The sequence below is a fragment of the Achromobacter sp. ACM01 genome (genome assembly GCF_014851745.1).
GTDB classification, from domain to species: Bacteria; Pseudomonadota; Gammaproteobacteria; order Burkholderiales; family Burkholderiaceae_B; genus Achromobacter; species Achromobacter aegrifaciens.
The window spans coordinates 1361355-1385520 of sequence record NZ_JACVAF010000002.1 but is presented as its reverse complement, the minus strand read 5'-3'; the positions used below and the strand labels follow the sequence as shown (position 1 = coordinate 1385520).

The 24166-nt window shown below is 65.5% G+C and carries 28 protein-coding genes; 8 read left to right on the top strand and 20 right to left on the bottom strand.

Translation table 11 applies throughout. The annotated features are described in order from the left end of the window. Positions 1–590: 590 nt before the first annotated feature. Both IB268_RS14780 and IB268_RS14775 read right to left on the bottom strand, forming a co-directional pair. On the bottom strand, positions 591–1166 hold the full coding sequence (locus IB268_RS14780; protein WP_192354453.1) for a hypothetical protein: 576 nt from the start codon (positions 1164–1166) through the stop codon (positions 591–593). A gap of 109 nt (positions 1167–1275) precedes the next feature. Then, positions 1276–2136: an SAM-dependent methyltransferase gene (locus IB268_RS14775; protein ID WP_192354452.1), complete on the bottom strand. Its 861-nt coding sequence runs from the start codon at positions 2134–2136 to the stop codon at positions 1276–1278. Between the two features lie 230 nt (positions 2137–2366). Between IB268_RS14775 and IB268_RS14770 the strand changes: the two genes are divergently transcribed. Together IB268_RS14770 and IB268_RS14765 are read left to right on the top strand one after the other, a co-directional pair. After that, entirely contained in the window at positions 2367–2771 is a 405-nt protein-coding gene (locus tag IB268_RS14770; RefSeq protein ID WP_119451224.1) for a VOC family protein, read from the top strand. Positions 2772–2805: 34 nt separating this feature from the next. Continuing rightward, positions 2806–3435 (top strand): LysE family translocator, encoded by a 630-nt coding sequence (locus tag IB268_RS14765; RefSeq protein WP_054456309.1) that lies wholly within the window; start codon positions 2806–2808, stop codon positions 3433–3435. Between the two features lie 87 nt (positions 3436–3522). On the opposite strand, the gene IB268_RS14760 is transcribed toward IB268_RS14765, so the two are convergent. From IB268_RS14760 to IB268_RS14705, 12 genes are all read right to left on the bottom strand, one after another. Further along, a complete protein-coding gene (locus IB268_RS14760) occupies positions 3523–4692 on the bottom strand; it encodes a CMD domain protein (protein ID WP_192354451.1) in 1170 nt (389 codons plus the stop codon). 18 nt (positions 4693–4710) lie between these two features. After that, positions 4711–6006, bottom strand: coding sequence for an acyl-CoA thioesterase/bile acid-CoA:amino acid N-acyltransferase family protein (locus IB268_RS14755; RefSeq protein ID WP_192354450.1), 1296 nt, complete (start codon positions 6004–6006; stop codon positions 4711–4713). A 3-nt stretch (positions 6007–6009) separates the two neighbouring features. Further along, the gene (locus IB268_RS14750) at positions 6010–7581 is read right to left on the bottom strand and encodes an ABC transporter substrate-binding protein (RefSeq protein ID WP_175161502.1); all 1572 of its coding nucleotides are present in this window, start codon (positions 7579–7581) and stop codon (positions 6010–6012) included. 65 nt (positions 7582–7646) lie between these two features. Then, positions 7647–8660 (bottom strand): ABC transporter ATP-binding protein, encoded by a 1014-nt coding sequence (locus tag IB268_RS14745; RefSeq protein WP_192354449.1) that lies wholly within the window; start codon positions 8658–8660, stop codon positions 7647–7649. Then, entirely contained in the window at positions 8657–9664 is a 1008-nt protein-coding gene (locus IB268_RS14740) for an ABC transporter ATP-binding protein (protein ID WP_054456313.1), read from the bottom strand. Before IB268_RS14740 ends, IB268_RS14745 begins: the two co-directional genes overlap by 4 nt. Continuing rightward, a complete protein-coding gene (locus tag IB268_RS14735; protein ID WP_192354448.1) occupies positions 9661–10575 on the bottom strand; it encodes an ABC transporter permease in 915 nt (304 codons plus the stop codon). The genes IB268_RS14740 and IB268_RS14735 overlap by 4 nt, the downstream gene beginning before the upstream one ends. Beyond that, complete coding sequence (locus tag IB268_RS14730) at positions 10572–11546, bottom strand: ABC transporter permease (RefSeq protein WP_054456315.1); 975 nt, start codon at positions 11544–11546, stop codon at positions 10572–10574. Before IB268_RS14730 ends, IB268_RS14735 begins: the two co-directional genes overlap by 4 nt. Further along, a complete protein-coding gene (locus tag IB268_RS14725) occupies positions 11543–13006 on the bottom strand; it encodes an NAD(P)/FAD-dependent oxidoreductase (RefSeq protein WP_192354447.1) in 1464 nt (487 codons plus the stop codon). Before IB268_RS14725 ends, IB268_RS14730 begins: the two co-directional genes overlap by 4 nt. Beyond that, positions 13003–13980: a LysR family transcriptional regulator gene (locus IB268_RS14720; RefSeq protein ID WP_192354446.1), complete on the bottom strand. Its 978-nt coding sequence runs from the start codon at positions 13978–13980 to the stop codon at positions 13003–13005. The genes IB268_RS14725 and IB268_RS14720 overlap by 4 nt, the downstream gene beginning before the upstream one ends. A gap of 237 nt (positions 13981–14217) precedes the next feature. Continuing rightward, positions 14218–14448 (bottom strand): hypothetical protein, encoded by a 231-nt coding sequence (locus IB268_RS14715; protein ID WP_054456318.1) that lies wholly within the window; start codon positions 14446–14448, stop codon positions 14218–14220. A 283-nt stretch (positions 14449–14731) separates the two neighbouring features. Next, complete coding sequence (locus tag IB268_RS14710) at positions 14732–14941, bottom strand: hypothetical protein (protein ID WP_119451334.1); 210 nt, start codon at positions 14939–14941, stop codon at positions 14732–14734. 16 nt (positions 14942–14957) lie between these two features. Then, positions 14958–15839 (bottom strand): LysR family transcriptional regulator, encoded by an 882-nt coding sequence (locus tag IB268_RS14705; protein WP_192354445.1) that lies wholly within the window; start codon positions 15837–15839, stop codon positions 14958–14960. 98 nt (positions 15840–15937) lie between these two features. Between IB268_RS14705 and IB268_RS14700 the strand changes: the two genes are divergently transcribed. From IB268_RS14700 to IB268_RS14690, 3 genes are read left to right on the top strand one after another with little or no spacing between them, the layout of a single operon-like run. Next, entirely contained in the window at positions 15938–16945 is a 1008-nt protein-coding gene (locus tag IB268_RS14700; RefSeq protein WP_192354444.1) for a membrane dipeptidase, read from the top strand. A gap of 25 nt (positions 16946–16970) precedes the next feature. Further along, positions 16971–17942 carry a tripartite tricarboxylate transporter substrate binding protein gene (locus tag IB268_RS14695; protein WP_054456322.1) on the top strand — a complete coding sequence of 324 codons (972 nt, stop codon included), beginning with the start codon at positions 16971–16973 and terminating at the stop codon, positions 17940–17942. Beyond that, entirely contained in the window at positions 17942–18451 is a 510-nt protein-coding gene (locus IB268_RS14690) for a RidA family protein (protein ID WP_192354443.1), read from the top strand. Before IB268_RS14695 ends, IB268_RS14690 begins: the two co-directional genes overlap by 1 nt. Before the next feature lie 29 nt (positions 18452–18480). On the opposite strand, the gene IB268_RS14685 is transcribed toward IB268_RS14690, so the two are convergent. The 3 genes from IB268_RS14685 to IB268_RS14675 form a co-directional block, all read right to left on the bottom strand. Further along, positions 18481–19080, bottom strand: coding sequence for an OmpA family protein (locus IB268_RS14685; RefSeq protein WP_119451338.1), 600 nt, complete (start codon positions 19078–19080; stop codon positions 18481–18483). A 2-nt stretch (positions 19081–19082) separates the two neighbouring features. Then, complete coding sequence (locus IB268_RS14680; RefSeq protein ID WP_225588745.1) at positions 19083–19583, bottom strand: hypothetical protein; 501 nt, start codon at positions 19581–19583, stop codon at positions 19083–19085. A 155-nt stretch (positions 19584–19738) separates the two neighbouring features. Further along, positions 19739–19924, bottom strand: coding sequence for a hypothetical protein (locus IB268_RS14675; protein ID WP_054456325.1), 186 nt, complete (start codon positions 19922–19924; stop codon positions 19739–19741). Between the two features lie 194 nt (positions 19925–20118). On the opposite strand from IB268_RS14675, the gene IB268_RS14670 reads away from it, so the two are divergent. Beyond that, a complete protein-coding gene (locus IB268_RS14670; protein ID WP_175161491.1) occupies positions 20119–20838 on the top strand; it encodes a carbonic anhydrase in 720 nt (239 codons plus the stop codon). Positions 20839–20960: 122 nt separating this feature from the next. Continuing rightward, a complete protein-coding gene (locus IB268_RS14665) occupies positions 20961–21230 on the top strand; it encodes a hypothetical protein (RefSeq protein WP_054456327.1) in 270 nt (89 codons plus the stop codon). Between the two features lie 58 nt (positions 21231–21288). On the opposite strand, the gene IB268_RS14660 is transcribed toward IB268_RS14665, so the two are convergent. Next, positions 21289–21669: a DCC1-like thiol-disulfide oxidoreductase family protein gene (locus IB268_RS14660; protein ID WP_013394373.1), complete on the bottom strand. Its 381-nt coding sequence runs from the start codon at positions 21667–21669 to the stop codon at positions 21289–21291. Positions 21670–21789: 120 nt separating this feature from the next. Continuing rightward, a complete protein-coding gene (locus IB268_RS14655) occupies positions 21790–22740 on the bottom strand; it encodes a GlxA family transcriptional regulator (protein WP_192354442.1) in 951 nt (316 codons plus the stop codon). Positions 22741–22858: 118 nt separating this feature from the next. On the opposite strand from IB268_RS14655, the gene IB268_RS14650 reads away from it, so the two are divergent. Continuing rightward, positions 22859–23452 carry a LysE family translocator gene (locus IB268_RS14650; protein ID WP_192354441.1) on the top strand — a complete coding sequence of 198 codons (594 nt, stop codon included), beginning with the start codon at positions 22859–22861 and terminating at the stop codon, positions 23450–23452. 5 nt (positions 23453–23457) lie between these two features. Here IB268_RS14650 and IB268_RS14645 read toward each other — a convergent pair whose 3' ends face one another. Continuing rightward, the gene (locus IB268_RS14645) at positions 23458–24096 is read right to left on the bottom strand and encodes a DUF2239 family protein (RefSeq protein ID WP_192354440.1); all 639 of its coding nucleotides are present in this window, start codon (positions 24094–24096) and stop codon (positions 23458–23460) included. Between the last annotated feature and the right edge of the window lie 70 nt (positions 24097–24166).

Genomic DNA, 24166 nt, shown 5'->3' with positions numbered 1-24166 from the left:
CCTTGGCCCCTGCCTCGGCCTCCTTCAGCACCCCGATGATCTGTTCTTCCGTAAATCGTTTCTTCATTGCCGTTCCTTTGTGAACGGACTCTACATCGATTTCGTACTAACCACGGGGAGCAGGTCAGTCTTTTCCAGCTGTCAATCTGGGCGATCTTTGTGGGATTGCAATGCCAGTATCGAGGCCGACGGACATCGCAATCAAGCGTGACCCGTGCCAAATTGAGCACACTTGAGCCGAAATCGGCGCCATGCGTTGCAGCCGTTTGCAATTCAGGCTCAGACCACGCCGGCTAAGTCGTCATCTCCATCCCTTACACTTACCCCGATCACCAGGGAGCGATATGTCGATTCAAAGATTAGGCCGTTGCAGCATCCTCTTGTTCCTTGCCGCCTTGAGCTCAGGTTGCTCGTTAGGCGGCGAGTGCGGATGGAACCGCAGCAGCTGCATGTATGAAGGCAAGTACGAAGAGGGTGAGGAAGACTACGCGGAAGACGAAGCGAAGCGCTTGAACAAGAACTCATCCGATCGGTTGCGCCGCAGCTCTGGCAACTGATTCGCGGATCGGGCTTTTCAAGCTGGTGAGGTCCTAGCCTGAGACCTGCCAGTCGCGGAACTGCTTGAACAAGCGACACCCCACATAGGTTTCGCTTCTGACCCAGCGCCGCCGGTAGTAGCAATCCCAGTAGCTGGTCATGCGTTGCTGTGCCAGATCCAGAAAGGCCGGATTGCCTCGAAGAACCGTTCCATAGACGCGCTTGTCCAGCAAGGGCAAGCGCGCGTCGATGTCCTGCAGGATTTCAACGACGTATTCGCTGCAGAGCTGCACCACGAACGACACAACCCAAGGCTCGGACACCCCAGCCAACCGCTCAATTTGGCGCTGGCGCATGTGGCCGTCATGATGGCGTGACTGTATGCACGCGTAGATCAGTCCCAGGGGTTCGTCCAGCTTGGAAGACAAGGTGTCGCTGCCCCCATGCTGAACGCGATAGGGCAGCGTCAATGGCTCGTCCTGCACGATGACGGACAAGCCGCGGCCGCTCATGACCGAGGGGCAGATCTCCTCGGCGATATGTGCCGCTTCGGCTCGCAGTCGCTCGGGGAAGGCCGCTGTTAGCAGCGCCGTCTGTTCTGGGGATGCCTTGCGCGTGCGAGAAGACATGTGGGGAATGTTGCTCGAATGGCGTTCACCGCGTCATGCGGTGTATCCGGCAGCAGACGACGGCACGCACCACGGATGCTGACGCTGCGGCATGAAGCACGGCAGGCGCTTACGCCGTCGCCTCTGCAGCTTTCGGCACAAAGAACCGATCCTTCAGTTCCTGCAGCCCAATCCTATCCAACATCTCCGTCAGCCGGTCAGCCGGCTTCCTGCGCGGCAAATCCTTGTACTGCGCAATGATGAGTTCATTCTTCATCGAATGTTCCCATCCCACCAGCTCGGTCACGCTGACCTGATACCCATGCGCCTCCAGCTGCAAGCACCGCAGCACATTGGTGATCTGGCTCCCAAACTCCCGCGTATGCAGCGGATGCCGCCAGATCTCCGCCAGCGGATCAGCCAGCGCCTTCGCCTTGTTCTTGCGCAGCACCGACGCCACTTCCGCCTGGCAGCATGGCACGACGACGATGTACTTGGCTTTCTTCTCCAACGCGAAGTGGATCGCGTCGTCGGTGGCGGTGTTGCAGGCGTGCAGGGCGGTGACGACGTCGATCGTGGCTGGCAGCTTGTCCGACGTGATGGAATCGGCCACGGACAGGTTCAGGAACGACATGCCGCCAAACCCCAGCCGCTTGGCCAGTTCTTCCGAGGACTTCACCAGTTCTTCGCGGGTTTCGATGCCGTAGATGTGGGAGCCGTTCTTCAGCGCCTCGGGCTGTTCCTTGAAGAACAGGTCATACAGGATGAAGCCTAGGTACGACTTGCCCGCGCCGTGGTCGGCGAGGGTGACGGCGCCGCGTTGTTGTTGGACGTCCTTGAGCAGCGGTTCGATGAATTGGAACAGGTGGTAGACCTGTTTGAGCTTGCGGCGGCTGTCCTGGTTCATCTTGCCGTCGCGGGTCAGGATGTGCAGGGCCTTGAGCAGTTCGATCGACTGGCCGGGGCGGATGTCGTGGGTTTTGTCGGACATGGGGTAAGGCAATGCGCCCCGCGATGGGCGGGGCGCATAAGAAGGCGGAAAGCGTCAGTTTAACGAAAACGCCGCCGACGCTGGCGAACCGGGAAAACCGGCCCTGGACTGTGCAGTATTTTGCGATCCAGGTTATCTGGCATGCGAGTAACATGCCCGATGCGATTGGAGCATGTCATGCATTTCTGAAAGCGCCTGACCATCAGGGCGGGCGCGTGGAGAGTCGTCAAATGTTCAGCCATATCACTGTCGGGACGCGTGATCTTGAACGCGCGGGCCGTTTTTATGACGCGGTGCTGCTTCCGCTCGGGTTGAAGCGCCGCGTTGTCACGCCGGATGGCGGACCCTTGGCGCTTTGCTGGGTGACCGGTCAGGCGCTGCTGCCGCGCTTCTACGTCTACATGCCCTACGATGGCGAGCCGGCGACGGTGGGCAATGGCAGCATGGTCGCTTTTCTGGCTCCTACGCAGGAAGCCGTGAGCACGGCCCATGCGGGCGGGCTGGCGCAGGGCGGGACGGACGAAGGGGCACCGGGGGTACGTCCTCATTATGGTGACGGCTACTTTGGCGCGTATCTGCGCGATCCTGACGGCAACAAGGTGCATATCGTTCATCGCGGAGACCTCCCGCTGTAAGGCGGAGAGGCCCCACACCCCTGGAGAAACGCAAATGCTCGTGAGTCAGCTTGCTCTTGTGTATGGCACCTATCTGATTGCCACCGCCAGCCCCGGACCCAGCAATATGGCGATCATGGCAACGGCGATGCGTGACGGCCGTGTGCCGGCCCTGGCGTTGGCTGCGGGCGTCATTACGGGCTCGTTGTTCTGGGCGACGCTGGCGGCGACGGGGATTTCCGCCGTGCTGGCGGCTTCCGCCCAGGCGCTATTCGTCATCAAGGTGGTGGGGGGAGTCTATCTGCTCTACCTGGCGTTCCGCACTGGCAGGTCGGCGCTGAGGCCGGGCGCGGCCTTTGTGAACGTGGAAACGGGCCGTGTGACGCCGCGCTATCGGGTGCTCTACCGCCAGGGCGTGCTCATGCATATCGGCAACCCCAAGGCGGTGCTGGCCTGGATGGCGATCATGTCGTTGGGGCTGGGGGAGAGCGCGTCGAACGGCACCTTGCCCGCTATCATCGGCGGTTGTGCGTTGCTCGGCGTGATGGTGTTCGGCGGCTATGCCATCGCGTTCTCGACTGCGCCGATGATTGCGCTGTATGCCAGGCTGCGGCGCTGGATCGAAGGAACGGTGGCCGTGGTGTTTGCCGTTGCGGGCGTCAAGCTGCTGACCTGGCAGCGTTGATATCGCGGCTTGTCATCGCCGATACTGGTCGGCGATGACAAGCCGCAGGCAAAGCGTCCGGCACGCAATCGGCCGGACGCCGCAGGATCAAGCCTTCGGGAAAACCGGCTCGCCCAGGTTCAGCATCAAGCGATTCGCCCAAGCAAAGATCGCATCCGAATGCAGCAGATCCAGGATCTCGCCTTCGTTCAAGCCCGCATCCTTCAGGGCCTGGATGCTGTCGGCGTTCACCGTGGCAGGCGCTTCGGTGATCTGGATCGAGAACTTGCCGATGGCGAGTTCGCGCGCCGTGGTGCCAGCGGTGGCGGGATCCTCGAACACCTGCGCAATGACTTCATTGCGCTTGGCCAGCTGCTCGAAGCGCTGGGCATGCACGGACGCGCAATACACGCAGCCGTTCACACGCGACACGTAGGTCGAACCCAGTTCACGCTCCGCACGCGACAGTCCGCCCGGCGCGTACATGATGGCGTTGAACGCCGTGGAGCGCTGGCGCAGGATTTCGGGCTGATGCACCAGGAACAGGTAGTAGTCCGAGACCTTGGCCTTGGGGTGGCTTTCTTCCAGGACGGCGACCTGTTCGGGCGTGGCGGTTTCAACGTTGACGACGTCTAGCCAGGCCTTCCATTCCAGCGATTCGTTGGTGAAGCCGTGGGCCTTGATGACGGCGCCGGGCGCGGTGGCGGCGGTGTTGGCGGGGAAGGGCGCGGGCGGGGTGCCGGCGGCGCGCTCGGGCTGGCCTTCCAGGGCCTTCATGGCTTCCAGGCCGGCGACGAGGCGGACCTGGTAGGACAGGAAGGCGACAAGCTGGGACAGCGTGACCACGGCGGGCGTGGAGACGCCGGCGGCGGGCAGGGTCTTGAGCGCGGCTTCGTCGCCTTCGACGGGCTTCTCGATCAGCTTGCGCGTGAACTCCAGGATGGCGGCCAGGCGCGGGGTGGCGGCGTCTGACGGCTTGCCTGATTCGGCGACGGCGATGTCGGCCGGGGTGGCGCCGGCCTCGGCCACGCGCTTGCGGTAGTGCGCGGTCAGCAGCGGCGACGGGGTGATGCGGGTGGCGTACAGCGCGACCAGCAGGCGCTCGGCCAGGGACAGGCCGGGCAGCGCGGGGTCGAACAGGGCGTCGTAGCTGCCTTGGGTGGCGGCGGCGACCTTCTCGCGGAAGTGGCGCACTTCGTAGGTCTTGGCGCCCGGGGCCAGGCCGATCAGGCGGTCGACGAGGTCGTCCGTGACGTTGTAGACGATGGGTTCAGCCATGCGGATCTCCTTGATGCTTTACTTGGCGGCGCGTGCTGCGACAGCGGCGTCCAGGAACTGCTTCACGCCTTCCCAGGATTCCTGGTCGGCGCGGGCGTTGTCCTTGGGGTTGCCGCCGCTGGTGCTGATCTTGCCGGACACGGGGTGGGCGTAGACGAGCTGGGTGGTGGGCACGTAGGGGAACAGGATGGAGTGCCCGCCGTTCTCGTAGTCCAGCCACTCGACCGGATAGGGGTGGTTCACCTCGGCCAGCTTGTCCTGCACCATCTTGGAATAGATGCTGGACGGCCAGGAGCCGTCGTCGGTGCCGGACAGCAGCATGACGGGGCCCTGGATGTCCTCGACCTTGATGCGGGCGCGGGCCACGGCGTCGGGGTCTTGCAGGGCGGTGAGGATGGCTTTTTCGTGGCGGTGCGGCGAGGGGCCTTCGTCGAAGGGCGCCCAGGTAGCGGTGCGGTTGTTCTCCCAGACGTGGGGGATGGGCTTGCCGCCCAAGAGCCACGTGGGGCCTTCGCGGCCGATCTTGGGATCGCAGGCGTTCTGGCCGCTGTGGACCACGGCGCCGGGCACGTAGGCGACCACGGCCGAGACTTCCTTGGGGAAGGTGGCGCCCAGCAGCAGCACCAGTTCGCCGCCGCGCGACTGGCCGCTGATGGCGACGAAGTCGTGCTTAGGCTGGACCTTCTTGCGCAGCCAGCGCAGGCCGGTCTGGAAGTATTCCAGCGGGGTGTTGGAGATGTAGTCCGACAGGCCGGGCGCCTTGAAGTAGGCCAGCGCAAAGGCGGCGTAGCCGCGGGACGCATACAGCGCCGCGCGCGGTTCGTTGATGCCGCCGCCGGAGCCGTTCAGGATCATGACGGCGGGGAACGGGCCGGGGCCGGGCGGCAGGTACAGCGTGCCGACCAGGCCTTCCTCGCGCACGTCCTGGCGCGTGACGCCGTCAGCCGCCAGGCGCTGGGTGAAGCTGGCCTGGGCCTGCGAGCCCGCGACGCGCGCCACCACGTCGGTGACCAGGGCGTCGGTCACCGGGTGGTTGAAGTGTTCGCGGCTGGACGAGTCCACGGGGGACTGCGACCAGACCAGGCCCATGGGCGCCACGCCTTCGTAATCGCCGGACACGGGCGCGTCGCGGCCCAGGTCGACCGTGCCGTCGGCGCCCGCCACGAAGGCGGCCTGGCTTTGCCAGAGCACGCCGTTGCGGCGGGTCAGGGCGGTGATTTCCACCGTCTGGCCGGGCGCGACGTGTTCGACCCGGATCTGGCGCGGCACGTCGATCAGGTCGACGGCCGGGGTGATGGTCAGGGTGGGCGTCATGGCTTACTTGCCCGACTCTTTCGTCACCATCATGGCGGCCGTGCGGTCGCTGGTCATGGGGGTGACCTTCAGGCCCTTCTTGGTGGCCCAGATGTTCTTGTAGTGGAACAGCGGGATGATGCCGACGTCGTCGTACACGATCTTGACGGAGTCGCGCAGGATGGCTTCACGCTTGGCCACGTCGAATTCCGAGGTGGATTGCTCCAGCGCGGCGTCGACCTTGGGGTTGCTGTAGCGGCCCCAGTTGGACGCGCCCAGGCCCTTCTTGGCGTCGGCGGTGGCCAGGATGTTGACCAGCGCGTAGCTGCCTTCGCCGGTGCCGTTGCCCCAGGCCAGCATGCTGACCGCGAATTCGTTCTTGTTGGCGCGGCCCGAGTACACGGCCCACGGCACGACTTCCACCTGGGTCTTGACGCCGGCGCGGGTCCAGAACTGCGCCACGGCCTGGGCGGTTTCCGGGCCTTGCGGGTAGCGGTCGTTGGGTACGTGCATGGTCAGCTTGAAGCCGTCCGGGTAGCCGGCTTCGGCCAGCAGCTTCTTGGCTTGGGCGACGTCGTTGGGGATGTCCTTGACGTCGGGGTTGTAGCCGATGGTGCCCTTGGGCATCCACTGGTTGGCTTCGGTGGCCGCGCCTTGCAGGATGCGGTCGGCGATGGCCTTGCGGTTGATGGCCAGGTTCAGGGCCTGGCGCACGCGCACGTCCAGCAGCGGGTTCTTGTCCAGCGGCTTGCCGTTGTTGTCGGTGATGTACTGGTTGGGCGCGGGGTTGAAGCTGGGCTGCAGCAGCATGACGCGCAGGCCGTCGTAGGGGTAGACGGACACGTTGGCGGCCTTTTGCAGCTTGGCCAGGTCGGACACCGAGACCTTGTCGATCACGTCCACGTCGCCCGCCAAGAGCGCGGCGGTGCGGGCGGCGGCGTTGTTGATGTAGCGGTAGTTGACCTTGTCCCAGATCTGCTTGTCGCCCCAGTAGGCGTCGTTGCGTTCCATGATGACGCGGTCGCCGGGGGTGTAGGACACGAACTTGTAGGGGCCGGTGCCGACCATGGCCTTGCCCGAGTTGTAGTCTTCGGTGGTGGACTTTTCACCGACGTGCTTGCTGACCACGTGCACCGACGCCAGGTTCAGCGGCAGGTCGGGGTTGGGGGCCTTGGTCTTGACGATGAGCGTCAGCGGATCCTTGGCGGTCATGGTGTCGATGGTGCGCAGGTAGCCGGCGTAGGTGGCCACGCTGCCCGGCACGGCGCGCGCGCGGGTGTAGGAGTAGATCAGGTCGTCGGCGGTGAAGGGCGTGCCGTCCTGCCACTTGACGCCTTCGCGCAGCTTGAATTCCCAGGTCTTGTCGTCCAGCGGCTTCCAGCTGACGGCCAGACCGGGCTGCAGCTTGTTCCACTTGTTCTCGATCAGCAGGTCCCAGAAGTGCAGGGCCACCGAGCGGTCGCCGGCGTGGTTGTTCAGCTGCGGGTCCAGCGACGACAGCGGGTCGGCGAAGCCGATGGACAGGTCGTCGGCGCTGGCGGCGGCGGAAGCGCCGAGGATGGCGGCGGTCAGGGTGGTGAGAATCAGGCGTTTCATGTTCGGAGTCCTTGGTATAGGGGGAACTGGCGGTTGGTTCGGGCGCCGCGGCGAGGCGGCGGTGGTCACGCCATGTCGTTCAGGTGACAGGCGCTCTGGTGGTTGATGGCGATTCCCTTCAAGGTGGGAACCTCGGTCTTGCAGCGCGGCATCGCATGCGGGCAGCGCGGATGGAAATGGCAGCCGCCGGGCGGATTCAGCGGGCTGGGGATCTCGCCCTTGATCGCGGTAAAGGTCTTGTGGCGCGACTTCAGGCTGGGGATCTCGGCCAGCAGGGCTTGCGTGTACGGGTGGTTGGGGTGGCGGAAGACTTCTTCCACGGTCGCCGTTTCCACCACGCGGCCCAGGTACATGATCACGACGCGGTCGGACAGGTGCTCGACCACGCCCAGGTCATGGCTGATGAAGAGATAGGTCAAGCCCAGGTCTTCTCGCAGGTCCATGAAAAGGTTCAGGATCTGCGCCTGGATCGACACGTCCAGCGCGGCCACGGCCTCGTCGCACACCAGCATGGTGGGCTGCACGGCCAGGGCGCGGGCGATGCCGATGCGCTGGCGCTGGCCGCCGCTGAACTGGTGCGGATAGCGCTGACGCAGCGCGGGGTCCAGGCCGGCGCGTTCCAGCTGGGCGCTGACGTAGTCGTCGAAGTCGCCATTGCCGACCAGGCCGTGGATGCGGGCCGCTTCGCCCACGATCTCGTCCACGCGCAGGCGCGGGTTGAGGCTGGCGTAGGGGTCCTGGAAGATCATCTGCACTTGCAGGCGCGCGGCATGGGCCTGGGCCGAGTTCATGTCGGCCGGGCGCACGCCATTGATGCGGATTTCGCCGCCGGAGGGCGTCAAGAGGCCAGCCGCGATGCGGCCCAGCGTGGACTTGCCGCAGCCGGACTCGCCGACCAGGCCGACCACTTCGCCGGGGTTGACGATCAGGTCCACGTTGTCGACGGCGCGGGTCACGGCGGGCGGCTTGGACAGGCCCAGGCGCTGCATGGCGCGCGTCGCGGGGCCGGTGGGGCGTTCGCCGAAACGCTTGCTGACTTGGTTCAGGGCGATCAGCGGGGTAGGGGCGGTCGCGCTCATGCCATTACCTCGCTGGTCTGGATCGTGGGATGGAAGCAGCGCACTTTGTGTTCGGGCAAGGCCTGGGTGATGCCGGGCTGCTGGCCGCAGGCGGCGGTGGCGCGCGAGCAGCGCGCCGCGAAGGCACAGCCCGCGGGCAGGTTGAGCAGGTTGGGCGTCATGCCGGGGATCTGGCGCAGGCGTTGGCCGCGCCGGTTGTTGCTGGGCAGGCTGTCGATCAGGCCCACGGTGTAGGGGTGCTGCGGACGGTCCAGCACGTCGTCGACGGTGCCGTGCTCGACGATGCGGCCGGCGTACATCACCGCCACGTCGTCGGCCAGGCCGGCCACCACCGACAGGTCATGGGTGATCCAGATCAGGCTGGTGCCGTGCTGTTGCGCAAGCTTCTGCACTTCGGACAGGATCTGCGCCTGGATCGTGACGTCCAGCGCGGTGGTGGGTTCGTCGGCGATGATCAGGTCGGGCCGGTGCAGCATGGCAATCGCGATGGCCACGCGCTGGCGCATGCCGCCGGACAGCTGATGCGGGTAGGCCAGCAGCCGCTCTTCGGGGCTGGGGATGCCCATCATGCCCAGGGTGTCGCGCGACAGGGCGCGGGCTTGCGCTGCGCTCATCTTGTTGTGCGCGCGCACGGTCTCGATCATTTGCGCGTCCACCCGCAGCACGGGGTTCAGCGTCATCATCGGATCCTGGAAGATCATGGCGATGCGGTTGCCCTGCAGCTTGCGCAGTTCGCGCGGCGCCAGCTTGGTCAGGTCGCGGCCCTGGAACAGCACTTCGCCGCCGACGATGCGGCCCGGCGCGTCGACCAGGCCCATGATGGAGAAGCCCGTGACGGACTTGCCCGAGCCGGACTCGCCGACCAGGCCCAGGATCTTGCCGCGTTCCAGCGTGAAGGACACGTCGTCCACGGCGGGCAGCACGCCCGCGCGGGTGTGGAAGTGGGTGCGCAGGTTGCGCACCTCCAGCGTCGGCGCGCCGGCAGTATGGCGGTCGGCGCTCATTTGTGGGTCCTCGGGTTCAGCACGTCGCGCAGGCGGTCGCCCACCAGGTTGATCGCCACGATGGTGATCAAGAGCGCGATGCCGGGATAGAAGCTGATCCAGTATTCGCCGGACAGCATGGTCTGGAAGCCGTTGGAGATCAGCAGTCCCAGCGACGGTTCGGTCACGGGCACGCCCAGGCCCAGGAAGCTCAAGGTGGCTTCCAGCGTGATGGCGCGCGCGATTTGCAAGGTGCCGATGACGATCAGCGGCGGCAGGCAGTTGGGCAGGATGTGCTTCAACATGATGCGCCAGTTGGGGATGTCCAGGCAGCGGGCGGCTTCCACGTATTCGCGGCGGCGCTCGACCAGGGCCTGGCCACGCGCGGTGCGGGCGTAGTAGGCCCATTCCAGGATCACCAGCGTCAGCACCACGTTGCCCACGCCCTTGCCCAGGTAGGCCAGGATCATCATGGCCACGAGGATGGACGGGAACGACAGGATCAGGTCGACCAGGCGCATGATCAGCGCGTCGACCTTGCCGCCGGCGTAGGCCGCAAGCAGGCCCAGCAGCGTGCCGACGATGCCGGCGATGACGGCCGAGCCCACGCCCACCATCAGGCTGATGCGCAGGCCGTACAGAATGCCCGAGAGCAGGTCGCGGCCCTGGCCGTCGGTGCCCAGCCAGTAGTGGAAGGTGTCCAGGCCGTTCATGCTGCCCGGCGGCAGGCGCGCGTCCAGCACGTCGATCTGCAGCAGGTCATAGGGGTTCTGCGGCGCGATCCAGGGCGCCAGCACGGCGGCCAGGATCAGCAACGTGGCAACCGTCAGGCCCAGCACCGCCGTCTTGGACGACATGAACTCGGCCAGGTTGCGCCGCCACGGCGATTCGCGGCGCAGCGCGGGAGTGGGGTTTGTCGATACGGCGCTCATGCCGAGGCCTCCAGCCGCACCCGCGGGTCCAGCACTTTATAAAGAATGTCCACGATCAGGTTCAGGGTCACGAACAGGCACACCACCACGATCAGGTAGGCCACGATGACGGGGCGGTCCAGCGCGTTCAGGCTGTCCAGGATCAGCTTGCCGGCGCCGGGCCAGGCGAAGATGCTTTCCGTGACCACGGCGAAGGCGATGGTGGAGCCCAGCTCCAGGCCCAGCACCGTCACCAGCGGAATCATGGTGTTGCGCAACACGTGCACACAGACCACCCGCATGGGCGACAGGCCCTTGGCGCGGGCGAACTTCACGAAGTCCAGCGGCAGCACGTCGCGCACGCCGGCGCGGGTCAGGCGGATCACGAGCGAAATCTTGAATAGCGACAGGTTGAACGCCGGCAGGATCAGGTGGCGCCAGCCGTCGGCCGTCAGCCAGGACCACTGGAAGCCCAGAAATTCCACCGTCTCGCCGCGGCCGCTGGCCGGCAGCCAGCCCAGCGACACGCTGAAGGTCATGATCAGCATCAGCGCGATCCAGAACGTCGGCAGTGAGAAGCCGACGATGCTGCCCGCCATGATCATCTTGGCGAAACGGCTATCGGGATACAGGCCGGCGTACAGGCCCAGCGGCAGGCCCACCACCACGGCCAGCATCATCGCGGCGATGGCCAGCTCGAACGTCGCCGGCAGGCGCTGTATCACCAGTTCCACGGCCGGGATGTTGTAGACGAAGCTATTGCCCAGATTGCCGTGCAGGGCGCCGTTCAGGAAGGCCAGGTACTGTTCCCACAGCGGCTTGTCCAGGCCGAGTTCGGCGATGATGCGGGCGCGGTCCACCTGGTCCACGTCCTGGCCGATCAGGATGTCCACCGGATTGCCGATGGCGTGCAGGCCCACGAAGACGATCAGCGTCATCAGGAAGACCACCACCGCGGCTTGCGCGATGCGGCGCAGCAACCAGCCCGTCATTGCGCGGTCTCCGCTTGGGGGGCGGGGGCCGGCGTCCATTCGTCGCCGAACACTTCGGGTTCGGAGAACGCTTCCATATTGGCGTAGTGCGTCTCCACGTCCTCGCGATAGAACAGGCCGGCGATGCCTTGCGCCAGGCGCTTGGCGCCTTCGCTGATGGCCGGGATGTCGCCCGAGATGGTGCCTTGCGTCAACGCGGCGGGGTAGGAGAAGCAATGCACGCGGTCCAGGCCGGGACAGGCGCCCGGGGTCTTTTCCTGAAGTTCGAACACGGCGCCCAGGTCGGGCGAGTCGTGCAGTTCCTGGTCTTCTTCGCCAGCCGGCGGCACGTAGCGGTCGCCCCAGGCGCGCACGTGCGGCGCCAGCGCGGCGAACTCCGGACGCACGGTCCAGTCGATGCGGAAACCGGTGGAGAAGATCAGGAAGTCCAGCACGAACACGCCCTTGGGCGTGGTGACGTGGATCTCGTCGCCGACCAGCGCCAGGTCCTGCACGCCGCAGCCCAGGTTGAAGCGGGCGTTGGGGTGGCGCGAGACGCGCAGCGTGCTGCCGCGGGGCGGCGGCACCTGGGCGGCGTTGATGTAGTGGCGGATCTTCCACTTCCACTCGTCGGGCAGCGTCAGGTGGCCGTGGGTCAGCCCGGGATTGCCCGCGCCCTTGCCCTTGTTGACGCGCGGAATGTCGTTGCGGCGGATCAGCAGGTCCACGCTGGCGGCGCCGGCTTCCAGCGCGGTGGCCGCGCTGTCCATGGCCGACGCGCCGGCACCTACCACGCCCACGCGCTTGCCGGCCAGGGTGTTGTAGTCCATCACGTCGGACGAATGCGCCCAGCGATTGCGCGGCAGCTTCTTCGCAAAATCAGGCACATAGGCGCCGCCCAGGCCGTCGCGGCCGGTGGCCAGCACCACGCGGCGCGCCAGCACCGTGCTGCGCCCGGCGGGGGATTCGATGTCCAGCCGTACCAGCTGGTCGGCGCGCGGCAGCACGGCCAGGATGCGGTGCTCGTTCTTCAGGTCCAGATCCAGCGCGCGGCGGTACCAGCGCAGGTAGTCCATCCATTGCAGGCGCGGGATCTTGTCCAGCGCTTCCCAGGCTTCGGAGCCGAACTGCGCCTCGAACCAGGCGCGGAAGGTCAGCGCCGGCAGGCCCAGCGCGGGGCCGGTCAATTGCTTGGGCGAACGCAGGGTTTCCATGCGGGCGGTGGTGGCCCAGGGACCTTCGTAGCCTTCGGGCGCCTGGTCGAAAATCGGGGCGTTGATGCCCAGGTGCTTGAGCGAGGCGGCCGCGGCCAGGCCGGCCATGCCGCCGCCGATGATGGCCACGTCCAGCACCGGCTGGCCGTCGACGAGGCGGGGCGTGACCCAGTTCTTGGCGGGCAGTTCCAGCCAGGACAGGTCTTGCCGCAGGCGCGCTTCCAGCGCGGCTAGGCCTTGCGGCGGGGTGGCTACAGGCTGATTCATATAGCAGGGGATTCCGTAAGAGGGGCGTCGTCGCCATAGATCGACTGCAGCAGGGCCGAATGCTCGGTGGCGTCGTGCAGGGCGAAGCCGGGCAGCAGGGCCGCGGCGGCTTGGGCGAGCGCGTCCGCCATGGCCTGGCAGGCCGGCGTCAGCGTTTGCGACTGCGGGGTGATGACCCCGAAGAAAAAGGGGATGTCCAGGTCGATGGGACGGATCGCCACGCCCGGCATGGGGGCGCCGTAGGCGGTGATCGGTTCCAGCACCGACACGCCCAGCCCGGCGCGCACGGCGGCCAGGGCGTTGACGGACGAGTTGGTTTCCATGGTGCCCAGCGTCTGGGCGTTCTGCGCCAGCGCGGCATCCAGGCGGCGGCGCAGGCGATAGGGATTGGCCATCGTGATCATGCGGCGCCCGGCCAGTGCGGCGACTGGCACCACGGCTTGTTGCGCCAGCGGATCGTTTTCCGGCAGCGCGACCACACAGGGCGCTTGCCCGATCCAGTGCACCGTCAGGCCGCGATGCTCCAGCGGCAGGCTGGTCGCGCCCAGTTGCGCGGCGCCGGATAGCACGGCGTGCACCACGCGCTCGGGCGAGGCGCTGCGCAATTGGATGCGCGCGGCGCCGACCCGGTCCTCGATGCGCTTGAGCGCGTCGGGCACCAGGCCCGCCGCCAGGGCGGAAGTGGCGGCCATCAGCAGCGGCTGGGCCTGGCCACGCGCGATTTCATCGGCGCGGCTGCGGATCTGCTGCATGCCCGCCAACGCGCGCTCGACGTCGTCATACAGCAGGAAGCCCTGCTCGGTGGGCGTCACGCGCGGGCCGCTGCGCGCAAACAAGGGATAGCCGATCTCGGCTTCCAGTTCCTGCAACAACCGGCTGATCGCCGGCTGGGAGCGTCCCAACAGCCGGCCGGCAGCAGTGACGCTGCCCGTGGACATGACGGCCGCGAAGGCCTCGAGTTGACGAAGTTCCATCTGGTTTGATTTATGCCAAGGACGAATTCTTGCCCGGCAAGTATGCGCTTTGCAAATAATTAAAGAGCATAAGTAAATTCCCTGATGGGGTTTTCATCAGGGAATTTCATAACTGGTAGTTATTTCAAGGGCTTGCGGCGGTGGCGCCTGTACGCCGCGCCGGACAAAGAAAAAGCCCGCGTCGGCATTCGCGGGCTTTGCGAGCATTAACGGGAGAGAAGCGGCCAGCCTGGGGCGTCAAGAATGCCCGCGTCCCTCGCGCCGGTAATACAGATAGCGTTCGATCTCCGCCTGTTCCACCGCTGGTTCCAGCGAGCGCCACCGGACCACGTAGCCGCGATGCGCTGGCGGCATCCAGCCCAATACGGAGTACATCGTGACTTCGGTCTGGCCAGTATTGAATTCCGTCTCGAAGAATCCCTGGCGACCCGGCGGCTCGCTGCCGCAAATCCAGCTGGAATCTGGCATGGCGCTCTCCCGTACGGCTTCAATCCTACGCGCCGGTCCGGGAAATGGCATACGTTCTAGCCCCGATGCGGGTTGCGTCCACCTTGTGTTAGAAACACGGATGGGGCTCTTGCGGCATGATTGCCGCAATCTTTGCGAACCTTTGCAGTTCGATTTGGCGGATGCCGGTAGTATTCGTCCATCGAACCTCAGGAGCCCGTCATGCACAGTCAGCAACCCGCGCCCGAGCCGAACAAGCGCCGTTGGCCTTTCGGCTACGGTGAAGAGGAGTAGTCCGGCTGCCCTAGCCGATACGCTCAATCCGGTCGCCCGGACCGGACAACTCGTGATAGATGTCATCCAGATATTCGGCCAGCCCGTCTGCGGGCACATCGGCAGGAATGGCAATGTCCGCAGCCCGTACGCGTTTGCCGGCGTCCGAACGGTACGCCGTCCACACCGCGCCCTCGCGTTGGATGTCGAGCTGAAACCTGCCGTAGATGTCGAATTTCATCGATGTCCCGAAAAAATCATGACCAGGCCAGTGCCAACTCGGCAGCCATGCTGCGCGTGAGTCCCAGAAGAGCCTGAGCGGCCGGGCTGAGCGTCTCGCCGCCGCGGGTCAGTACTTCCAGGCTGCGGACGGCGCTTTGGTCGGCCAGGGGTACGATCGCCAATTTTGCGCTAGCCGTGACCGCCAGCGCCGGCAGGATGGTGACGCCGAAGCCTTGTTCGACAAAGGTCAGCAAGGAAGTGGTATTGCGCACCGTCAGCAGCGAGGCTTCCACCAACGCGGCCACTTCCGGGGAGTCAAACCGGGCGCACAAGCCGTTTGCAATGAACTCCGCGGCGTCGATATCGCGCCAGCGCGCCTCGCGCCGCAGCTTCGTCAGGCGGTGCCCGGCCGGACACACCAGCACGAAACGGTCTTCGAACAAGGGCTCGGTCACGATGCCGGGCAGGGGAGCCGGCAGCGTGGCAATGCCGAAATCGACCTCGCCATCGGCCACCGCCTTGCCCACCGCGGCCGAGTCTATGTCGCGCAAGTCCACACGTACCTGTGGATACTGCTTGCGCATCGAACCGATGACCTGCGGCAATAGCCGGATGGCCGCCGAGGGCACGGCGGCCACCTTGGCCGTTCCCAGCGCGCCGCTGGCATAGCGGACCATGTGGGCCACGGCCGAGTCGAATTCCGCAATGGCCCGCTGCGCCTGCGCGCGGACATAAAGGCCCAGGGGAGACAAGCGGATCTTGCGTTCGCCTTCGAACAAGGGGCCGCCCAGCTCCGACTCCAGCTGCTTCAAGGTCATGGAAAGCGCCGCCGGCGTACGGCCGACGCGGTCACCGGCCTGCGCCAGTTCGCCAGCATCGACCACGGCCATGAACATGCGCAGATGCTCGAGTTTCATATTTAAGAAAATATTAAATAGAACAAAGTTATTTTAGTTTGACTGAATTCTGGCCGGAAATCTACAGTACCGCTCACTGCTATTCAAGGAAGCAAGCAATGAGCGCAAGCGCTTTACGCGTCGACGGACTGCAGTACAGCAACTGGTCCGAAAAGATATTCCGCCAACTGCGCGAAGGCGGCGTGGACGCGGTCCACGTCACCATCGCGTACCACGAGAACTTGCGGGAGATGATCCACAACATCGAACGCTGGAACCGGTGGTTCGAGCGCTATCCCGACCTGATCGTGCAGGCGCGCAGTGGCGACGACGTCAGGCGCGCCCGGGAGACCGGCCACACCGCGATCATTTTCGGGCTGCAGAACCCGTCGCCCATCGAAGACGACATCGGCCTGGTCGAGGTGGTGCACACGCTGGGCGTGCGCTTCATGCAGCTGACCTATAACAACCAGTCCTTGCTGGCTGCGGGCTGCTATGAAGCGGTCGACAGCGGCGTCACCCGCATGGGGCGCGAAGTGATCAAGGAAATGAACCGGGTCGGGCTGGTCATCGACATGAGCCATTCGGGCGAACGTTCCACGCTGAAAGCGATAGAACTGTCCGAGCGGCCCATCACCATCAGTCACGCCAATCCGCATTCCTGGGCGCAGGCGCTGCGCAACAAGTCGGACACGGTGCTCAAGGCGCTGGCTGGCGCGGGCGGCATGTTCGGCTTTTCGCTGTATCCGCATCACCTCAAGAACAAATCGGCCTGTACCTTGGACGACTTCTGCGCCATGGTGGCGCGCACCGCGGATCTGGTGGGGGTGGAGCACCTGGGCCTGGGTTCGGACCTGTGCCAGGACCAGCCGGACTCGGTGGTCCAGTGGATGCGCACGGGCCGCTATACCAAGAACATCGACTACGGCGAAGGCTCGGCCGCGCAGCCGGGGTTTCCGCCGCAGCCCGGCTGGTTCCAGGACAGCCGGGATTTCAAGAACATCGAACAGGGCTTGCGCGCCACGGGGTTTTCAGCGGACGAGGTGGCGCTATTGATGGGCGGCAACTGGATGCGCTTTTTCGATGCAAGCTTCGGCCCGCAAGCCACTACTACCCGCAATCCCTGAACGGTCGCAACCTCGGAGCACTTACATGAAGAACGCCATTCGCATCCTTGCGTGCGCCACGCTGGCGCTGGGCGCCGTCTGCAACGCCAGCGCGCAGGACTTTCCCAACAAAAGCATACAGATCGTCGTGCCGTTCCCGCCGGGTGGCGTGGCCGATCTGGTCGTGCGCACTGTCGCGCAAAAGCTGGGCCAGGACGTCAAGCAGCCCGTGCTGGTGGTGAACAAGCCCGGCGCCAGCGGCATCATCGGGGCCGAGTTCGTGGCCCGCGCGCCGGCGGACGGCTACACGCTGCTGTTGGCCAACCTGCCGATCATGTCGATCAATGAACTGCAGTACAGCAGCCTGCCGTACTCCGCCACGCGGGACTTCGCGCCCGTGATCCTGTTGGCCGATCAACCCTACATCATCGCCACCGGCAACGCCGTGCCCGCCAAGACGATGAAGGAGTTCATCGCCTATGCCAAGGACAAGCCGGACACGCTGACTTTCGGTTCCGCGTCCAGCTCGACCTTTCTGGCCGGCGAACTGTTCAAGCAGCGGGCGGGCATCCGCATGGCGCACATCCCCTACAAGGGCAGCGCACCCGCCATCAACGATCTGCTTGGCGGACACATCAGTCTGATCCTGGATCCGGTGATCACCTTGCTGCCGCACGTCCAGGCCGGCAAGCTGCGGGCCCTGGCGGTCACTTCGTCTGAACGGATAGATACGGCGCCGGACATTCCCAGCTACAAGGAAGTCGGCCTGGTGGATATGGACATCACTTCGTGGCAGGGCATCGTCGCTCCGGCCGGTACACCCGAGGCAGTCGTCAAGAAACTCAACGAGGACTTCAATCGGGCCTTGCAGTCGCCCGAAGTGGCCTCGCGCCTGAAGGAGCAAGGGGTAAGCACCAAGGGCGGCTCGGCCCAGGCCTTTACCGATTTCGTCGCGGCCGAAAACAAGCGCTGGGCGACGCTGGCCAAACAAGTCAACTTCCTGCCCGGCAGTTTGTGATGAGCATCCTGACCGGAGCCGATGCGCGCTTGCAGGCCCTGGACCTGGCCTTGCCGCAGCCTACGCCGACGCACTATGCCTATCTGCCTGCGCTGCGCCACGGCAGCACGGTGTACGTCGCGGGGCAGATTCCGAAGCTCAGCGCGGACCAGTTGCTGGTTCAAGGCGCGGTGGGTGAGCAGGTCGGCGAAGCAGCGGCGCGCGAGGCCGTGCGCCTGTGCGTGCTGCATGCGCTGTCGTGGGTGGCCCACCACGCGCAGGGCAGCCTGGATGCGGTGGAACAGGTATTGCGCGTCAACTACTTCTTCCAGGTGAGCGAGCGCGCCAGCACGCGGCTATCCGCCATTGCCGATACCGGATCGGAACTGCTGGTCGCGATCTTCGGCCGCCAGGGCGAGCATCCGCGCTCGGTCATTGGCGTGCGCGAGCTGCCGCGCAATGCGCCGGTGCTGGTCAGCATGGACGTGGCACTGAGGGCTGCGGACTCCTCGCGAATGCCGGCCGGCTGAGGCCGCTGCCGGCCCCGCGCAGGGCTTGCTCAGCGCTTGGGCAGCACGAACTCCACCCGCCGGTTCTGCGCCCGTCCTTGCGGATTGTCCGAACCGTTGGCCAGCCGGTTCGACTGGATCGGCTGGGTATCGCCCAGTCCTTTGACCGTCAGCCGCGACTTGTCCACGCCATGGCTTGCCAGCCATTGCGCCACCGCCTGTGCGCGGCGCAATGACAGATCCTTGTTGTAGGAGGCCGATCCCTTGGAGTCGGTGTGGCCTTCGATGCCGACGGTGCCGGCCGAACTGGATTTGATCAGGCTGGCGATGTCACGCAGCGTAGGTTCGGCGGCGGGGCGTATGGCGGTCTTGTCGAAATCGAACAGCACATCGCCCAGCATGGCGACGGTCACGGCGTTCTTGTCTTGCCGCACCGACAGGCCGTCGTGGCGCGCGGCCAGTCCGTCTATCTGCGCGTTCAGGTCCGATATGCCGCCGCTGGCATCGGCAGGCAATCCCTTCAGGTCCAGGATGGTGGCCTGCAGATCCAGGATCTCGGCCTTATAGGGAGGCTCCTGCGCCCAGGAGCCGCTGGCGGCGGCGAGCAGCGCCGCGGCCAGGAGAGTCGGCGCGCGCGTGGCGGCGGCCATGGTCAGCGGTCGGTGATCTTGATGGCGTCGAAGGTCTCCACGCCCGGGATGGTCAGCGAAACCTCCTTGATTTCCTTGGGCGGGGCAGGGAACTTGCCCTGCCAGGAACCGGCCATGGGGGTGTCCTTGGACGTGCGGATGAGCAGCTTGGGATTGGTCAGCGGCTTGTCGCTGCTGTCTTTCAGCAGCAGGTGCTTCTTGTTGCCGGCGATGACGTAGAAGCTGTTGGCGTAGTCGTCCTTGCTGATCTGCGAGTAGATCATTTCCGTCTTGCCGTCGACGATGGGCTTGAACCGGATCTTGATGGACAGGATGTCGCCGCTGCGCACCGCTTCGATGACCTGGCCTTCCGCGCTGCCGGAATCGGTCAGGCCGGTGGCCAGGGGCGCGGGAGCGTCGGCCTGGCCTTGCGCCATGGCGGTCTGGCCGGCTGCCGCCACCATCATGCCCAAACCCAGGGCACAGGCGGCGGCTGTCTTTCTGATCGGAATCACGATAAGCATCCTTTGTCGTTGAAAACCATTCAGGGCAGGGCATCCGGACCAGGACTCATCCTTTTGGTCCCGTCCAAAGTCCAACGCAAGATGGTCCAACTTTCAGGCGCTTATTTCAGTTTGATGTTTTTCCAAGACGTTACGGAATCTAGCCGGCACAAGCCTCATCCGCCGCGGTGCCCGTGGTAGCGCGGTGCGGCGACGCTGCGGACGTTTTCCTTGTGCTGCGAGCCGACCAGGGCCTTGCGCCGGGCTTCCTCATGCTGTTGATCCGCGCGGGCGCGTTCCTTGTCGGCATGCGTGTCTGGCGCGGTGTGGGAGGGATTGGGGTGGGGAGTGTTGGGCGTCATGGTGCGTACCTATCAAGCAGGTGACGCGGCATATGCCGCTTTTCCACATTACGCCCCTCATCCGTGTTTCTCAAGCTGCGGTTACGGCGCTTTTTTTTGATTGTGACAGCGCAATGTTTGAGCATTTGTAGTGGCCGCGGCAGCACAATGGTCCTGCGCTGGTTTCCCAGATGTTCTTCTTTCAGGAGAGCCTCATGTGCGACTGTTCCTCTTTCGCCCATTCCCCGCAATTCAACCGCCGCCGCCTGCTGTTCGGCGCCGCAGCGATCGCCGCGGCCGGCGCTTCAGGCTGGCTGGGCGATGCCCAAGCCGCCGTGCCGACAAACGATATCGGCCCCGACGAGGCCCTGAAACGCCTGATGGCCGGCAATGCCCGCTACGCCGCCAACAAGCCGAACATGCGGGACTATTCCGCGGGACGCGCCGCTCGCGCCGTGAAGCAAAAGCCTATCGCCGCCATCCTGGGCTGTTCGGACTCGCGGGTGGCGCCGGAACTGGCTTTCGACCAAGGGCCGGGCGACCTCTTCATTGTGCGCGTGGCCGGCAACTTCGTGAACGAAGACGGTCTGGCCAGCCTGGAGTACGGCACGCTGGTTCTGCGGGCGCCGCTCATCGTGGTACTGGGCCATGACAACTGCGGCGCGGTCGATGCGACGGTGAAGGCGTGGCAGGACAAGACGGAATTCCCTGGCCATCTGCCCGCGCTGGTGAACGCGATCAAGCCCGCTGTCGAGATCGCGAGCAAGTCGGGCGCAAGGGATCTGATGTCGGCTGCCGTGCAGGCCAATGTGCGCCTTGCGGTTGAACGCCTGAAGACTGCGCAGCCGCTGTTGCAAGAGATGGTGCAGCAGAAAAAGTTGGGAGTGGTGGGCGGCGTGTACAGCCTGGCAACGGGCAAGGTGACGTTGGTCTGACGCCAGCGCCGGGGTCGGCTGAATTCCAGCGCCGGCCGGCCTCGAACTGGTGAGAATTGCTGAGCTTTAATCGTTTTTCCCTTCGTAATATCCGATGAAAGGATATTGAAAGGGGAAGAGGCATGGGGGCGTGCGAAAAATGCGAGGCTATCGTCAGGGACCGGCGCGACGCGCCTGGTCATGACAGCCTGATCAGCCTGGGCGTGGTGCGATCGACGGGGCAGCAGCAACGCGGCGTGCAGCACGAGGCGTACACCTGTGCGGTGTGCGGCACGGATTGGGATTATCTCTACGACAAGCGCGACCCGGCTTCGGGGTGGCGCCGCTCCGATGCGGGCGTGCACACGGAAACGGCCGAAGCGCCTTTGGCGAGAGCCGTCGGCGCCGCGTAGCGTGGCGCGCCGTATTTAATCAGATACCGTTCCTGCGTTGGCTCAGCGGCTGGCGCGGCTACATCTGCATCTTCTTCTTGCCCAATAGCGTCAGCGCCAGGCTGCGGCCGGTGCGCATGAAGGGGTAGAGCGCCGTCGACAGGCAGGGGTTGCGGAACACGGCCGCGTTGACGCTGTTGAACAGGTCGTTGCCGGTGCTGATCAGCGCCAGGCGGTTGATGCAGTCCGCGCCCCAGTAGTCCTGCCCGTCCAGGTGCAGCAGCATGCCCTGGTTCAGATCGTAGCCTTGCGCCTTGTAGGCCACCGCCAGGTCTGGGTGGTCGCGCATGTTCAGCAGATCGATGGGACCGACGGCCTTTTGCAGTTGCAGCATCCGCACGTAGTTCGAGCAGAAAGGGCAGTCTCCGTCGTAGAGCAGGAAGTTCTTTGCGATGGCCATGATGCACCGTGTGGAAATGCGCGGGCGCGGAAAACGCGCCTGCCGCTTACTTCCCATTAAAACGCATATCGCTGGACGCGCCCACCGCCCGCATTGCGCACGCGCACGGGACGCGGGGCCTCAGCGCAGCTCGCGCACGCCTTGGCCCAGGCGCCGGCGCAGCAGGTTGCGCAGCGTGACGCCGTCGGCATAGCCGACCTGCGCCGCGATCTGCTCCAGCGACTGGCTGCTGGTCTTCAGCAAATGGGCGGCGCGCTCCACGCGCAAGTCCTGGAAATACGACAGCGGACTCTTGCCCAGTACCTCCTGCGTGCGGCGCGCCAGCGTGCGCTTGCTGGCGCCCAGCGCCTGCGCTGCGGCTTCCAGCGAGAATCCTTGCGCCAGATGCGCGCGCGCCCAACGTTCAAACGCCTGCACCAGCGGCTCGGCGTGCGTCAGGTGGTCGGTGATGGCATAGGCGGATTGCGCCGGCCGCTGGTCCACGATCAGATAACGGGCCACCAGCGCGGCCAGTTCCGGGCTGGTCTGGCGCACCAGCCACAACGCCATGTCCATGTGGCTGAGCGCCGCGCCTGCCGTCAGCAGCGACGCCGAGCGCACCAGCATGCGGCCGTCCTCCAGGTCCACCGCCGGATAGCGTTGCCTGAACAGCGGCGCCAGCCACCAGGTGGTGGTGGCCTTGTGGCCGTCCAGCAGGCCCGACTCCGCCAGCACGAAGGTGCCGATGCAGGCCGCGGCGGTGTTCGCACCGGGAGCGCGCTCGCGCAGCATGCGGCCGGCGTCGCGCACGTCGGTGCGGGCCAGCGCGGGCACCAGCGTTTCGGGCATCTTGCAGCCAATGGCCGGAATGACGAGCCAACCCGGGTCCAGCGGGTCCGGGGTGCCCGAAACCGGCACGCCGAATCCCTGCGAGGTACGTACCCTGCGGCGCATGCCGACCACGCGCGTCTCGAACGGCTGTACCGGTTCCGGCAACAGAGGCGACAGCTCGTTGGCCGTGGCGAACACGTCCAGGACGGCGGACAGGCCGGTATCGAACACGCCCTCCAGGGCCAGGATCTGGATCTTCATGGCAAGAACGCTATCAAAGATGTCAAAACCGCCAATATTAATAAGGCTGGCCCGGACCCACAATGCCGCTGTCTGATCGCTGACGCAACCGTGCGCGGCGCATTACCGGAGTGGTGTCTTGTCCATTGAAAATCTGCTTGCCCTGGCGGTGTTCGCCTTTGTGACTTCCGTTTCGCCGGGCCCCAGCAACGTCATGCTGATGACCTCGGGCGCGAACTTCGGCTTTGGCCGGACGCTGCCCCAGGTGCTGGGGATCACCGTCGGCTTCACCACGCTGCTGCTGGGGGTAGGGCTGGGCCTGGGGGCGCTGTTCCAGGCCTGGCCGCCGCTGTCCGTGGCGCTGAAGATCGGCGGCGCGGCCTATCTGCTGTACCTGGCATGGCGCATCGCGCTGTCGCGCTCGATCGGCGCGGGGCAGGCCTCGGCCAGGCCGCTGACCTTCATGGAGTCGGCCCTGTTCCAGTGGATCAACCCGAAGGCGTGGATCGTGGCGCTGGCCTCGGTGGCGGTCTATGTCGACGCTGCCGCGCCCTGGATTTCGCTGGGCTGGATGTGCCTGGTGTTCGCGCTGGTGAACTTGCCCAGCGTATCGCTGTGGGCCGGCTTCGGCGTGGCGCTGCGCGGATTCCTCGCGCAGCCCGGACGCCTGAAGTGGTTCAACATCGGCATGGGCGTGTTGCTGGCGCTGACGCTGTGGCCGATGCTGCGTTGATGGTGTCAGCTCGCCGCGGCCTCGCCGGATCCGTGCCACGCCAATTGCATGGCGTAGCCGCGCACATCTTCGGGCCAGGCCGCGATCTGCCGCGCAAAACGTTCACGGTCGCCGGCATACAGCGCCCGCGTCGCTTCCTCGAAACCTGGCAGGTTCCCGCCCATGCTGGACATGAAGCGGTAGGCAGCCTCCTGGCGTTCGCGCCGGCGGTCCTGCGCCTCGTTGTCGCGGCGCGCCTGTTCCACCAGCTTGCGCAGGGCGACCGAAGCGCCGCCGGGCTGCGCGCCCAGCCAGTCCCAGTGGCGGGGCAGCAGGGTCACTTCGCGCGCCACCACGCCCAGCTTGGGACGGCCCCGGCCGCGCGGTTGCGCCTCGTCGGCTGCCGCTTCGGCAGGGGTATCGGAGGCCGGGAGCTCGGCCCGGGCGCCGTGGCGTTGCGCAACGGCGGCATCGTCGCCTCTCAGGTCCAGGTCGACCTGCTTGCCGGTCTGATCGTCGAACACCAGGATGGCGGCGTCGCTGCCAGCATCCATGGCCCGTTTCACGGCGAGCGCCACGTCGGCCAGGGCGCCGGCGGCAAGCATGCGGTGGCCGGCGAAGGCGGTGTGCGGGTCGGTGGGGTGGGGTGCGGAGGGTTGATTCATTATTTTGTCCGGGTGAAAATTGCAGGCAAATTATGATCCGGATAAAAATATTCGTCAATACATCCGGGTA